14 protein-coding genes are annotated in these 12132 nt (G+C 65.4%); 7 read left to right on the top strand and 7 right to left on the bottom strand.

Annotated elements, in window-relative coordinates; genetic code table 11:
- Positions 1-145: 145 nt before the first annotated feature.
- The 4 genes from HMPREF9440_RS04105 to HMPREF9440_RS04090 are packed head-to-tail and all read right to left on the bottom strand — an operon-like array spanning position 146 to position 4671.
- The gene (locus tag HMPREF9440_RS04105; protein WP_008541779.1) at positions 146-1765 is read right to left on the bottom strand and encodes an NAD(P)-binding protein; all 1620 of its coding nucleotides are present in this window, start codon (positions 1763-1765) and stop codon (positions 146-148) included.
- A 10-nt stretch (positions 1766-1775) separates the two neighbouring features.
- Entirely contained in the window at positions 1776-2834 is a 1059-nt protein-coding gene (locus tag HMPREF9440_RS04100; protein WP_008541778.1) for a thiamine pyrophosphate-dependent enzyme, read from the bottom strand.
- The gene (locus HMPREF9440_RS04095) at positions 2835-4100 is read right to left on the bottom strand and encodes a transketolase C-terminal domain-containing protein (protein ID WP_008541777.1); all 1266 of its coding nucleotides are present in this window, start codon (positions 4098-4100) and stop codon (positions 2835-2837) included. It abuts the gene before it with no gap.
- Entirely contained in the window at positions 4093-4671 is a 579-nt protein-coding gene (locus HMPREF9440_RS04090; RefSeq protein WP_008541775.1) for a 2-oxoacid:acceptor oxidoreductase family protein, read from the bottom strand. The genes HMPREF9440_RS04095 and HMPREF9440_RS04090 overlap by 8 nt, the downstream gene beginning before the upstream one ends.
- A 212-nt stretch (positions 4672-4883) precedes the next feature.
- On the opposite strand from HMPREF9440_RS04090, the gene HMPREF9440_RS04085 reads away from it, so the two are divergent.
- Both HMPREF9440_RS04085 and HMPREF9440_RS04080 read left to right on the top strand, forming a co-directional pair.
- A complete protein-coding gene (locus HMPREF9440_RS04085; RefSeq protein WP_008541773.1) occupies positions 4884-5390 on the top strand; it encodes a DUF3455 domain-containing protein in 507 nt (168 codons plus the stop codon).
- Positions 5391-5515: 125 nt separating this feature from the next.
- On the top strand, positions 5516-5989 hold the full coding sequence (locus tag HMPREF9440_RS04080; RefSeq protein WP_008541772.1) for a DUF1801 domain-containing protein: 474 nt from the start codon (positions 5516-5518) through the stop codon (positions 5987-5989).
- A 72-nt stretch (positions 5990-6061) separates the two neighbouring features.
- Here HMPREF9440_RS04080 and HMPREF9440_RS04075 read toward each other — a convergent pair whose 3' ends face one another.
- Complete coding sequence (locus HMPREF9440_RS04075) at positions 6062-6988, bottom strand: alpha/beta fold hydrolase (protein ID WP_040763529.1); 927 nt, start codon at positions 6986-6988, stop codon at positions 6062-6064.
- A gap of 175 nt (positions 6989-7163) precedes the next feature.
- Here HMPREF9440_RS04075 and cydP point away from each other — a divergent pair, with 175 nt between their 5' ends.
- The 4 genes from cydP to HMPREF9440_RS04055 all read left to right on the top strand — a co-directional run bounded on the left by cydP (position 7164) and on the right by HMPREF9440_RS04055 (position 10558).
- The gene (gene cydP, locus HMPREF9440_RS04070) at positions 7164-7358 is read left to right on the top strand and encodes a cytochrome oxidase putative small subunit CydP (protein WP_008541770.1); all 195 of its coding nucleotides are present in this window, start codon (positions 7164-7166) and stop codon (positions 7356-7358) included.
- A gap of 75 nt (positions 7359-7433) precedes the next feature.
- Positions 7434-8984 carry a cytochrome ubiquinol oxidase subunit I gene (locus HMPREF9440_RS04065; protein ID WP_008541769.1) on the top strand — a complete coding sequence of 517 codons (1551 nt, stop codon included), beginning with the start codon at positions 7434-7436 and terminating at the stop codon, positions 8982-8984.
- A gap of 23 nt (positions 8985-9007) precedes the next feature.
- A complete protein-coding gene (cydB, locus tag HMPREF9440_RS04060; protein WP_008541768.1) occupies positions 9008-10144 on the top strand; it encodes a cytochrome d ubiquinol oxidase subunit II in 1137 nt (378 codons plus the stop codon).
- Between the two features lie 150 nt (positions 10145-10294).
- Complete coding sequence (locus HMPREF9440_RS04055) at positions 10295-10558, top strand: cyd operon YbgE family protein (RefSeq protein WP_008541766.1); 264 nt, start codon at positions 10295-10297, stop codon at positions 10556-10558.
- Positions 10559-10643: 85 nt separating this feature from the next.
- Here HMPREF9440_RS04055 and HMPREF9440_RS04050 read toward each other — a convergent pair whose 3' ends face one another.
- Positions 10644-11204, bottom strand: a complete 561-nt coding sequence (locus HMPREF9440_RS04050) for a YaeQ family protein (RefSeq protein ID WP_008541764.1) — start codon at positions 11202-11204, stop codon at positions 10644-10646.
- Between the two features lie 50 nt (positions 11205-11254).
- Positions 11255-11671 (bottom strand): DUF4870 family protein, encoded by a 417-nt coding sequence (locus tag HMPREF9440_RS04045; protein WP_008541761.1) that lies wholly within the window; start codon positions 11669-11671, stop codon positions 11255-11257.
- On the opposite strand from HMPREF9440_RS04045, the gene HMPREF9440_RS04040 reads away from it, so the two are divergent.
- The coding region (locus tag HMPREF9440_RS04040) for a hypothetical protein (protein ID WP_008541762.1) at positions 11670-12132 on the top strand (463 nt) is incomplete at its 3' end. The genes HMPREF9440_RS04045 and HMPREF9440_RS04040 overlap by 2 nt on opposite strands.

Genomic DNA, 12132 nt, shown 5'->3' with positions numbered 1-12132 from the left:
GAAGACCGTCTTGAACTGCTTGTAAAGACTGGTGTGCCGGATCATCCGAAAAGGGGTTCCGCTCAAAGGAAAAACGAAAGGCCCGCGGGCCGTGCGAACAATCGTACGGGCCGCGGGCCTCAGAGGGCAAGGGGCGCGGGAAGCGTCAGATGTCTTCGCCCACCATGTCGATCGCACCGCAGGGGCATTCCTGCGCGCAGATGCCGCAGCCCTTGCAGTAGTCGTAGTTGAAGCGGAACTTCTTGCCCGGACCCAACTTGATGACGGCGTTGTCGGGACAGACGCCGTAGCAGTTGTCGCACTCGAAGCAGTTGCCGCAGCTCATGCAGCGGCGCGCTTCAAAGAGGGCGTTCTCTTCGGTCAGGCCCTGGAGGACTTCGTCGAACGTGCTCTGGCGGCGAACGGCGTCCAGCTGCGGGCGGACCTGCTTCGGGGCGTCGGCGTAGTACCAGGTGTTCAAGCGCGCGACCGTCGCCGGCGCGGCGGGCGCGGGCGCTTCGTAGACGCGGCCCTCGAGGTACGCGTTGATCGCGCGCGCCGCACGCTTCCCGTGGCCGATCGCCACGGTGACGTTGCGGTCGCCCTTGACCATGTCGCCGCCGGCGAAGACGCCGGGGCAGCCCGTCATCATGTTCGCATCGACGTCGACCACGCCCTTTTCGTGCACGAGCCCTTCGACGTTCGAGAGGAACCCGAGGTCGGTTTCCTGACCGAGCGCGAGCACGACGCTGTCGGCTTCGAGCGTTTCGTATTCACCGGTGGGCTGCGGATAGCCGTCGGCGTCCAAGGCCATCTTTTCGATGCGGATCTCGCCTTCTTCGGCGGACGCGATCGTCGAGAGCCACTTCATCGAAACGCCTTCCTCGATCGCCTCTTCGATTTCGAAGCTGTGCGCCGGGGCGCGCTCGCGCGTGCGGCGGTAGACGACGATCGATTCGGACCCCAAGCGCCGCGCCGTACGCGCGACGTCGATCGCGGTGTTGCCGCCGCCGTAGACGACGACCTTGCGCCCGAGCAGGGGCTTTTCTTCCCCTTCCATCGAGCGCAGAACGCTCACGGCGTCGAGGATGTGGGTCGAGTCGCCCGCCGGGATGTAGGCGCGGCGGGCGAGCGTCGCACCGGTCCCGAGGAAGACGGCGTCGTAGCCGCCCGCGGTCATTTCGGCCTGGAGGTCCTCCACCTTGTGGTTCATCCGGATCGTGACGCCGAGCGCCTCGATGCGGGCGATTTCCTTGTCGAGGATCTCGCGCGGCAGACGGTACTTCGGGATGCCGTAGCGCATCATGCCGCCCGGCGCCTCGGCGCCGTCGACGACGTCGACCGCATGGCCCATGCGCGCGAGGTGGTACGCGGCGGAGAGGCCCGCCGGGCCCGCGCCTACGACCAGGACGCGCTTCCCGGTCGGGGCGGCCTTCGTGAAGGCCCAGCCCTTTTCGAGCGCATGGTCCCCGAGGAAGCGTTCGACCGCATTGATGCCGACCGATTCGTCGACCTCACCGCGGTTGCAGGCGCCTTCGCACGTGTGGTAGCACACGCGCCCCATCGTCGCCGGGAAGGGGTTGTCTTCGGTGATCTTCTTCCAGGCGCTCTCGTAGTCGCCGCTCTCGGCGTGGAAGAGCCAGGCCTGGCACTGCTCGCCCGCGGGGCACTTCGCGTTGCAGGGCGGCAGGCGGTTCACGTAGACGGGTTTGACCGTACGCCACGAACCGGTTCGGTTGGCAAGCGAAGAACCGACGTCGAGCGTGATGGCGAAAGGTTTGTTCACGGCGGTCTCCTTAAATCTGGTGCGAGCGTTCCTCGGCCTGTTCGGGCACGGGGATGATCTGCTCGGGTTCGTCCGCAAGCAGGCCGAACTTCCGAATGTTGTGGTCGGCCATGCGCTGGATGCGGGCGATGACTTCCGGATTCCCGCGCTTGCCGAAGAGGTGCGCGAAGCGCTTCTGCAGCTTCAGGTACGCCTCGACGGGCTCCTTGCGGCGGATGTGGCGCACGCCGGTCACTTCGCCGAATTCGGCTTCAAAGACCGGGAAGATGCCGGTTTCGGCCGCGAGGCGCGCGAGGTGGATCGTCTGACCCGAGGCGGCGCCCCAACCGAGCGGGCACGGCACGAAGATGTGGATGTAGCGGGCGCCGCGCACGCTCATCGCCTTTTCAACCTTGCGTTCGAGGTCGCGCAGGTCCGCGACCGTCGCGGTCGCGACGTAGGGGATGCCGTGCGCCATGGCGATCAAGGGCACGTTCTTCCCCTGCCCCCACGGATTCCCGGGTTCGTCCCCGGCGATCTGCGTCGTGGCGGTGCGGGCGGCCGGCGGCGTCGCCGACGAGCGCTGCACGCCCGTATTCATGTACGCCTCGTTGTCGAAGCAGATGTAGAGCACGTCGTCGTTTCGCTCGAACATGCCCGAGAGGCACCCGAAGCCGATGTCGGTCGTGCCGCCGTCGCCGCCCATGGCGACGACGCGCACCGGGTCTTTGCCCGCCTTCTTCGCGCGCATGCGGAAGCCCGCGGCCATGCCGGTCGCGACGGCCGCGGTGTTCCCGAAGAGCGAGTGGAACCACGGGAGCTGCCAGCTCGTTTCCGGGTACGGGGTCGAGAAGACCTCAAGGCACCCCGTCGCGTTCGTGACGGCGAGGCGCCCCTGGACGGCCCGCATCGCCGCGTCGATCGCGTAGCGGGCGCCCAAGGCTTCCCCGCAGCCCTGGCAGGCGCGGTGGCCGGAATTGAGCGAGTTCGCACGTTCCATCGAGGCCTGGTTCGAGCGGGCCTCGGGTTCGAGGAGTCGGTTGCCGACGGTGAAGGTGCCGGTCTGATAGAAGTGGATGGGCGTTTCCATTTAGATCTCCTCCCCGCGGGCGAGCTTGCGCTCCGCGACGTCGCGGTTCAACGCCTCAGGAATGGGGCCGGTGTGGCGCGCGGCGCCTTCGCGTTCCAGCTGCCGCGCGATGAGCGACGCGTCGAGGTCGAGGAAATGCGGTTCTTCCGTGATTTCGCCCGCCATCGCCTTCTTGAAGACGTCTTCCAACGAAGCGCGCGTGACGGCGCGCCCGCCCAGACCCGCGACGACGGTGTTCTGTTCGACGGCGAGACCGCGCAGCGCACGCATGACGTCGAGCGAGAGCACCGCACCGGTGCCCGCGCTCACGGTGCGCTCGATGATGACGACGCGCTTGACGTTCTTCAGCGCTTCGCGCACGGCCGCATCCGGGAACGGGCGATAGCACTTGAGGCCCACGACGCCGATCTTGACGCCCGCGTCGCGCATCGCGTCGACGGTGTCCTTGATCGTACCGAGGATGGAACCCATCGCGAAGACCGCGACTTCGGCGTCTTCCATGCGGTAGGAGGAGACGAGCCCCCCGGAGGCGCGGCCGAACTTCTCGGCGAACTCCTTTCCGACCCGCTCGACCACGGGGATCGCGTCCATCATGCGGCGGTGCGCGAGGTAGCGCACTTCGGTGAAGGCTTCGGGGCCCACCATCGCGCCGATCGAATAGGGCTGCGCGGGATCGAGAACCTGACGCGGTTCATAGGGCGGAAGGAACGCGTCGACTTCTTCCTGCGTCGGGATGTCCATGCGCTCGAAGGCGTGCGTCAGCACGAACCCGTCCATGCAGACCATGACCGGAATCGAGATTTCTTCGGCGATGCGGAAGGCCTGGATGTGCAGGTCCACCGCTTCCTGGTTCGTTTCGCAGAAGAGTTGGATCCAGCCGCTGTCGCGCTGGCTCATCGAGTCGGAATGGTCGTTCCAGATGTTGATCGGGGCGCCGATCGCGCGGTTGGCGACCGTCATGACGACGGGCAGCCCCAGCCCCGAGCAGTTGTAGACCGCCTCCACCATGTAGAGGAGCCCCTGGGACGCGGTCGCCGTGTAGGCGCGCGCACCCGCGACCGAGGCGCCGATCGCGACCGACATCGCGGCGAATTCGCTCTCGACGTTGATGTACTCGCAGTCCTGGAGCTCGCCCTTGCGGCAGAGCAGCCCCAAGTTTTCGACGATGTGCGTCTGCGGGGAAATCGGATAGGCGCAGACCACTTCCGGGCGGCAGAGCGCCACGGCCTGGGCGACGCCCTGGCTGCCTTCGAGTTGCTTAAGCATGCTCACCTCCCAGCGCGCGCTTCACCGCCTCGAAGGCCATCGAGGCGACTTCGGCGTTGGCGGCCGCAACGGCGCCCTTGAATTTTTCGTTGTAGGCCGCCTGAACGCTCTCCAACTTCATCGTGCCCGTCATGGCGGCCATGCCGGCGAGCATCGCGGCGCCGGGAAGCGGACGGCCGATCTTTTCCATCGCGAAGCGCGTGGCGGGAACCGTGAGGACGTGCCCCGCGGGGAGCTTGGCGATCAGGTCGCCGAGACCGAGCTCTTCGGCGCTGCGGCTCGAATTGATGAGGACGTAGCCTTCGGGGCGAAGGCCCGCGAACACGTTCACGCTGTCCAGGAGCGTGCGGTCCTGCACGAGCACGACGTCGGGCTCGAGCACGGGCTCGCGAAGGCGGATCTCATTGGGGGCGAGACGGGCGAAGGCCGTCACGGGCGCGCCGGTGCGCTCCGAGCCGAAGCTCGGGAAGGCCTGCGCGTGGTGGCCTTCCATGAAGCCCGCAAGCGCGAGCATCTCGGCGGCGGTGACGACGCCCTGGCCTCCGCGGCCATGAATGCGGATTTGGAACACTGCTGTTTCCCTCGAGAATGCCAAAAAAAAAGGCGCATGACGACAGCCGGTCGACCCGAGGGGTCCGGGACGGCCGCGGTCTGCTTGGCGGATGGCTTAACTCTACCAACAAGAGCGCCCCGATAGAAGCCTTTCCAAACGAAATCACCGCCCGAAGTACCCCATCGAGACTAGACTTAAAGACTGATATTCCTCCACCGACCCGCAATCCCATGCTTCGCCGACCGTCCGTTTTCGCCGTCGTTTTGTCCAGCGCGCTGCTCCTTGCAGGGTGCGCGGGGCTCGGTCCCACCGAGGTTCCGCCGAAGGACGCCGTCGCCGTGCAGAGTTGGTTCGCCGAGGGCGACATGCGTTTTCGCTGCGAATACGATGAAGAAGGTTTCTATTGGGCCTTTCAGGGTCCGGACGCGAGGCTCTGGAACGATGCGGTCAAACCCCGGCGCCTCGAAGCGCGCCTGACCGACGGCTTCACCGTGCGCCACCGCGACGGCTCGGTTCTGACCGCCAAAATCATCGAAAACCGCGGGAGGGCCTCGGAAGAGAATCTGCGCGACGCGGTCTTCGAGACGATGCCCCCGGAAACCGGGGCGCTTCGGGGCGTGCGCTGGATGGAGCGGCGCCGCGCCGAGGGCGGAATGCCCGTGACGCGCTGCTCGCCTTCGCAGCGCGGCATGACCCTGCGCGTGCCCTTCACGGCGCGCTGGATTCTCTACCGGTGAGTGGCGGGGGATTCGGACAAGTTGGTCGAAAACGCAGAGACGATCTTCATTTTTTGGTAAAATTGAAGGTCTTTACCGACCGCGCCGGAGCGGTCTGATCGTCTTTTTTCCGGGAGTTGTTCGACATGGTTCCTACCGCCACCACGGTTGGGGGTTACCTCCAAAGCCTTCCCAACGAGCGCCGCGTCTCGATGGCGCGCGTCTGCAGCATGATCCGCCGCTCGGCACGCGGCGTGCGCGAAAGCATGCGCTTCGGTTTGGCGTTTTATGAACTCGACGGCCCCGTCTTCGCCGTGGAATCCCGCGAACGCTCGCTCGTCTTCTACTTCGCCGAAGAGGCCGCCGCCGAAGGCTTGGGTCCGAAGGCGAAGGGGCTCGACGCCGAGCACCGCAAGATCGAATTCCCGGACCTCAACTGCCTGCCGCTCGACGTCGTCGAAACGGTCGTGCGCAACACGCTGAAGCTTCGCCGTGCGCGCGAGGGTGCGCTCCCGACGCAGGCGGAACTCCTTGAAGTTTGGGAAATCCGCGAAGAGGACGCCGCCGTGGCGCCTCCGATCGTGCGCATCGTCGTGCATCCGGAAGCGAGCCAAGCCTGATTCCTTCGGGAGTCTCCCTTCGAAAGACCGCCCGTCCGCGAGGACCGGGCGGTTTTTGTTCGTCGGCCCGGGTCAGCCGGGGAACGTCCGCCCGAGCCATGCGGCCATCGCGCCGCTCACTTCGTCGGGGCACTCGGTCAGGGGCCAGTGCACGCAGGGCACCGTCTCATAGGCGCCGCCCGGCATCCCTTCGACCCAGCGCGCCATCCTCACGGGGCCCGTGAAGCTCCCGCTGCGGCTCCCGAAGACGAGGACCGGAATCCCGAGGCCCCGGATGTCCGGAGAGGGGCGCCCCGTTTCCAAGAGATCTCGCATGTAGTGCTCGAGATGGATGTGCCCGAGGTCGCGCCAGGGGGACGAATACTCCTTGATGAAGGCCTCCAGGGCGTCGCCCCCGGCTTTGAGCATCTCGCGGGCGCGCTGATCGTGCTCGCGAAGGCTGTAGTGCGGCAGCCGGCGGCGCCAGCCCACGGCGTGCAGAAACCGTCCCCAACCTTCGAGCGCCCGCACGAGCGGGCGGCGCGCCGCCATCTTCTCGGCCTTGGGCGTCAGGGCTTCGTCAACGAGGGGGTCCAGAAGCACGAGCCCGGCGGTGCGCTCGGGGTAGAGCGTCGCCGTCATCATCGCGATCTGGGCGCCGAGACTGTGCCCGACCCAGACGGCCCGGCGGATCTCCAGCGCGTCGAGGAGCGCAACCAGGTCTTCGGCGTGCTTTTCCAGGGTCGCCGGCACGGTCGTGACGCTCGCCGCATGGCCGCGAAGGTCGAGCCGCACGACGTTCCAATCGCGCCGCAGGGGCGTCCTCTCCGTGAACTCCTCCCAGCGGCTCGCGTTCGAGGCGACGCCGTGGATGAGAACAAGCGTTCCTCTCGCGGCTTCACGCCCGAGCGGCGCGGGCGCGAAGGACGCCGAGAGCGCTCCATCCGGGCGGACGACTTCGACGCGGGTTTCGCCCGGGGTGAGCGCGAAGGCGAGTTCCCGGCGGGGTAGGATGGGCATGGTCAGCAACTCCGTACACAAAGGACTGAAAGCGGTTCCCGCGAGCCTAGCACGAGGAATACGGAGCGTTTCCGCGGACACAAAAAAGGGCGCTCCGGGAAAACACTTTTCAGATAAAAACGTTTAATATCTATTAGTTCGTCAATAGACGTTATCAATACCGGAGTTAGCCCAGATGACGAAACCGACCCGCTCAGTCCGAGAGCCGCGCCTGATCGTTGAGATCGCCGTGGTGATCGCCTGCAAGCTCGCCGTGATCTTCGCCCTTTGGTACCTGTTCTTCAGTCCGGAACACCGGACGCAGGTGACCCCGGAGCGCGTCGAGAAAGCGATTTTCTCGTCGGAGCACCCCGCTTCGCACGCGCCCTGATGGCGTTGACCCAACGGACGACCCCTCACAACCACAAAACAACGGCAACGACGCTCATTCCTTTAGGGAGCACCTATGATCTCCACGGATTTGGTCGACCTTTCGCGGCTGCAGTTCGCGCTCACCGCGATGTACCACTTCATCTTCGTCCCGCTCACGCTCGGGCTTTCCTTCATGCTCGTCGCGATGGAAGTCGCCTACGTGACGACCGGCAAGGAGATGTACAAGGACATGACCCGCTTCTGGGGCAAGCTCTTCGGCATCAACTTCGCCCTCGGCGTGGCCACCGGCATCACGATGGAATTCCAGTTCGGGACGAACTGGGCCTACTACTCGCACTACGTCGGCGACATCTTCGGCGCGCCGCTCGCGATCGAAGGTCTGATGGCCTTCTTCCTTGAATCCACCTTCATCGGTCTCTTCTTCTTCGGTTGGGACCGCCTCTCGAAGGGCAAGCACCTCCTCGCGACCTTCCTCATGGCGTTGGGTTCGAACCTCTCCGCCCTTTGGATTCTGGTCGCCAACGCCTGGATGATGAATCCGGTCGGCTCCGAATTCAATTTCGAAACGATGCGCATGGAAATGACGAACTTCTGGGCGGTCGTTTCGAGCGAATGGGCCCAGGCGAAGTTCGTCCACACCGTGGCGGGCGGCTACATGACCGGCGCCTTCTTCGTGATGGCGATCTCGGCCTACTACCTCATCCGCCGTCAGGACGTGCCCTTTGCGCGCTCCTCCTTCCGCATGGCCGCCGTGTTCGGTCTCATCGCCTCCGTGATGACGATCCACATGGGCGACGAATCCGGCTTCCTCGTCACGCGCGACCAGCCGACGAAGATCGCCGCGATGGAAGCCATCTGGGACACGCACGAAGCGCCCGCGCCGCTCACGCTCTTCGCGCTCCCCGACGAAGCCAACCGCACGAACCACTTCCAGATCGACTTCCCGTACCTCTTCGGTCTGATGGGTACGCGCTCGCTCTCCACTGAGATCCCCGGCATCAACCAGCTTGAAGCCGCCGCGGAAGAGCGCATCAAGAACGGTCAGAAGGCCGTCGCGACGCTGGAGCAACTCCGCGCCGACCCGAAGAACGAAGCGCTCCGTGAAGAATTCATGGGCCTCAAGGACGACCTCGGCTTCGGTCTCCTCTTGAAGCGCTACACGAACGACATCGCCGCCGCCACGCCCGAACAGATCAAGCAGGCCGCCGCCGACACGATCCCCGGCGTCGCCCCGATGTTCTGGTCCTTCCGCCTGATGGTGGGCTCCGGCATCGCCATGCTCCTCATCTTCGGTCTCGGCGTCTTCTTCTCGATGAAGCGCACGCTCGAAGAGAAGAAGTGGTTCCTCAAGCTCGCGCTTCTCGCGCTCCCCGTGCCCTGGATCGCCTGCGAAGCGGGTTGGTTCGTCGCCGAATACGGCCGTCAGCCCTGGACGATCTACAACGTGCTCCCGACGCACCTCTCCGTCTCGAGCCTTTCCGCGGGTGAGGTTCTCGGCTCGATCATCGGCTTCGTGATCCTCTACAGCGCGCTCCTCGTCGTGGAAATGTGGCTGATGATCCGCTTCGGCCGCAAGGGGCCGAGCTCGCTCGGTACGGGCCGCTACCACTTTGAACGTCAGTAACCCGACGACCCGGAGTTTCTCAAATGATCGACTATGAAATCCTCAAGCTCGTCTGGTGGCTCTTCATCGGCGTGCTCCTGATCGGCTTCGCCATCATGGACGGGCACGACATGGGCGTCGGCTCGCTCCTGCCCTTCCTCGGCCGCGACGACAACGAACGCCGCGTCATGATCAACTCGGTCGCCCCGCACTGGGACGGCAACCAGGTGTGGCTCATCACCGGGGGCGGCGCGATGTTCGCCGCCTGGCCGATGATGTACGCCGCCGCGTTCTCGGGCTTTTACTGGGCGATGCTGATCGTGCTCGCCGCGCTCATCTTCCGTCCGGTCGCCTTCGACTTCCGCAGCAAGGTCGCCGCCACGCGTTGGCGCAGCACCTGGGACTGGGCCCTCTTCTTCGGCTCGGCCGTCCCGCCGATCATCTTCGGCGTCGCCTTCGGGAACCTGCTCCAGGGCGTGCCCTTTGAGATCGACGCGACGCTCCGTCCGGTCTACACGGGCTCGTTCTTCGGGCTCTTGAACCCGTTCGGACTCCTCTGCGGCGTGCTCTCGCTCGTCATGATCGTCTTCCACGGCGCGAACTACCTTGTTCTCCGCACGGAAGGCGACCTCCAGGCGCGCGCCAAGAACGTCGCGTTCCTCACCGGGATCCTGAGCGCCGTGCTCTTCATCCTGGGCGGCGTCTGGGCCGCGACCCTTGACGGCTACGCCGTCACTGGCGGCCTCGATCCGGCCGGTCCCGCGAACCCGCTCGCGAAGACCGTCGCGATCGTCGAAGGCGCCTGGATGCAGAACTACGCCGACTATCCGGTCCTCTGGCTCGTCCCCGCGCTGGGCGTTCTCGGCACCTTGGCCGGCGCCTTCATGATCCGTGCGGGCCGCGCCGTCGCCGCGATCGTCGCCTCGAGCGTCGCGCTCCTCGGCATCATCCTGACGCCGTTGGTCGTGATGTTCCCGTTCGTCATGCCCTCCTCGACGATGCCCAACGCCGGCCTCACGCTTTGGGACTGCACGAGCTCGCACCTCACGCTTGAAGTGATGTTCTTCGTCACGCTCCTCTTCCTCCCCTGCGTCCTCTTCTACACGAGCTGGGCGTACAAGGTGATGAGCGGGAAGCTCAATGCCTCCTACATCGAAAAGAACACCCACAGCCTCTACTAACCGGCTTCTCCGAGGGGGCCGCCGCCCCCTCGGAACCGACTGGATAAAGGAAATCAAGATGTCCTACTTCTACTGGATCATGGGTCTCGGCTTCGCCGTCCTGCTCGCCAACGTCGTCGAGATCAATCTCGCCCGCCGCGAAGACTGATCATGCGGGGTTTCGTTCGGCTCATCACCTTCCTCGCGGCCATCGGCTTCGCGGGACTGATCGTGCTCTACCCCCGCGCGATCGCCGAAGACATGCACAGCGTCGACCACGGGAGCCTCGTCCTGCTCCTCCTCGGCATGAGCTCGGCCTGGGTCTGCGGCCTGGGGTTTGAGCCCCGCCGCGCGATCCTGCGCGTCTTCTTCAACCCGGTGTCGGCCTGGGTGCTGATGATCCTCGGCGCCTGGCTCACGTTCTTCCGGGGTTGACCGAAAGACCCCAAGACCCCAGACGCGAAAAGACCGCGCGATCTCCCGAGGATCCGCGGTCTTTTTCGTGAAGGGTACATCGCGTTCAGAGCCAAGGCTTCTGATTTTCGCGCTTCATCCAGATCGGGTCGACCTGCACGTTCGTGCGGTCGTCGCTCACCCAGATCGTGCCGTCCTGAATCGTGACGGCGAGCTTCATGTTGCGGTTCGCCATGGCGGCCAAAGCCGCGCTGGCCTCGTCCGAGACCCCCACGACCACGAGCTTGTCGATGCGGCCGAGTTCCCCCGCGTTCGCCGTCCACCAGGGCTCCACCTTCGCCTCGTCGTAGGCGAGGATGCGCACGTGGGCGCTCTTCCCCGCCGCGCGGCGGACCTGCTTCACGTCGGGCGTGCCGAGCTCGATCCACTCTTCGATCTCGCCCGTGTCGTCGATCGCCCAAAGGGCGGGTTCGCCTTCGGTGGAGAGCCCGCGCCCGAAGGAAAGCCGCTCGCCCGCGTGCATCGCGAAGGCGAGGATGCGCAGCATCAGGCGCTCTTCGGTTTCCGAAGGGTGCCGCGCCACCGTGAGGGGAAAGGTCCCGTAGAGATTTCTGTCGAGGTCCGAAAGGTCGAGAACCGCCTTGTAGACCGTTGCGCCGAGCGCCATGCCGAGCTCCCGCGTGCTGCGTTGATTGCGAAAGCCCGGAGTATAAGACTTCAGCGGGCGTCGGGCGCGGTTTCGCCCATGGCGAGCGCGCGCCAGCCGGTGATGAGCTTCCAGGCGAACCAGATCATGAAGGTCAAACCCGCCACCCAAAGGAGGCCGACCCCGATGGGGCCGAGGAAGATGAGCGGGAAGCTCAGGATGAAGACGGCGAGGATGAAGAGAATCGCCCGCCAAAAGAGCAGGATCTGAAGTTCGAAGTGGCTCTCGAGCCAAGTGCCGCGGACGTCGCCGCGCAGAACGTAGTTGATGATCACCCCGACGATCGAGGCGGTCCCCACGGAGATCCCCCACGGGAAGAAGGCCGAGGCGATGAGGCTCGGAATGATCGTGATCGCGTGAAGCCCGTAGACGACGTGCGTCATCGTGACGGTGCCGGGCATCGGATCGTAGAAGTTGCGCGTGCTCATGAGCCTTCCTGTTAAGCTTTTGCCGACAAGTTACCACGCCCGCGACATGCTTCCCACCGCCCAACCGCTTCTTTCGCCTGAAATCCTCGCCTTTGCGCTCGCGCTCGCAGGCCTCCTTCACGTCGAAACGGCGGCCTTCCTCTTCGGCATCCTCTTCTTCATGGGAGACGCGCCCCTTTGGGCCGTCGCCTTCGTTGCGCTCGGTGCGGCGCTTTCGGCGCCTTGGCGTCGCCGGTGGGGGTTTTGGTCGGGAAGTTGGGCCGGTACGGCTGTAGAATTTCCCTTTGCGCCCTTGGATGCGGCCCTTCGCCGCTCCCGATGGCGCGACGCGCCCGCGCCCCGACTCATGGCCGACGTTTTTCTGAGGTCGCTCCTCTGGAGCGCGCTTCTCGCGGCGGCCGCGTGGATCGTGCTCTGGCGCACGACCGACGGACCCGACGCGATGCGCGGGCGGATCTGGG

Source organism: Sutterella parvirubra YIT 11816 (assembly GCF_000250875.1).
Taxonomy (GTDB): Bacteria; Pseudomonadota; Gammaproteobacteria; order Burkholderiales; family Burkholderiaceae_F; genus Sutterella; species Sutterella parvirubra.
This window is presented reverse-complemented; position numbering and strand designations above follow the sequence as displayed.

Coding starts and splice junctions, on each gene's coding strand:
- HMPREF9440_RS04065 (WP_008541769.1), top strand. CDS start 7,434: ATGATCTCCACGGATTTGGTCGACCTTTCGCGGCTGCAGTTCGCGCTC.
- HMPREF9440_RS04045 (WP_008541761.1), bottom strand. CDS start 11,671: ATGAGCACGCGCAACTTCTACGATCCGATGCCCGGCACCGTCACGATG.
- HMPREF9440_RS04075 (WP_040763529.1), bottom strand. CDS start 6,988: ATGCCCATCCTACCCCGCCGGGAACTCGCCTTCGCGCTCACCCCGGGC.
- HMPREF9440_RS04055 (WP_008541766.1), top strand. CDS start 10,295: ATGCGGGGTTTCGTTCGGCTCATCACCTTCCTCGCGGCCATCGGCTTC.
- cydB (WP_008541768.1), top strand. CDS start 9,008: ATGATCGACTATGAAATCCTCAAGCTCGTCTGGTGGCTCTTCATCGGC.
- HMPREF9440_RS04080 (WP_008541772.1), top strand. CDS start 5,516: ATGGTTCCTACCGCCACCACGGTTGGGGGTTACCTCCAAAGCCTTCCC.
- HMPREF9440_RS04100 (WP_008541778.1), bottom strand. CDS start 2,834: ATGGAAACGCCCATCCACTTCTATCAGACCGGCACCTTCACCGTCGGC.
- HMPREF9440_RS04095 (WP_008541777.1), bottom strand. CDS start 4,100: ATGCTTAAGCAACTCGAAGGCAGCCAGGGCGTCGCCCAGGCCGTGGCG.
- cydP (WP_008541770.1), top strand. CDS start 7,164: ATGACGAAACCGACCCGCTCAGTCCGAGAGCCGCGCCTGATCGTTGAG.
- HMPREF9440_RS04085 (WP_008541773.1), top strand. CDS start 4,884: ATGCTTCGCCGACCGTCCGTTTTCGCCGTCGTTTTGTCCAGCGCGCTG.
- HMPREF9440_RS04050 (WP_008541764.1), bottom strand. CDS start 11,204: ATGGCGCTCGGCGCAACGGTCTACAAGGCGGTTCTCGACCTTTCGGAC.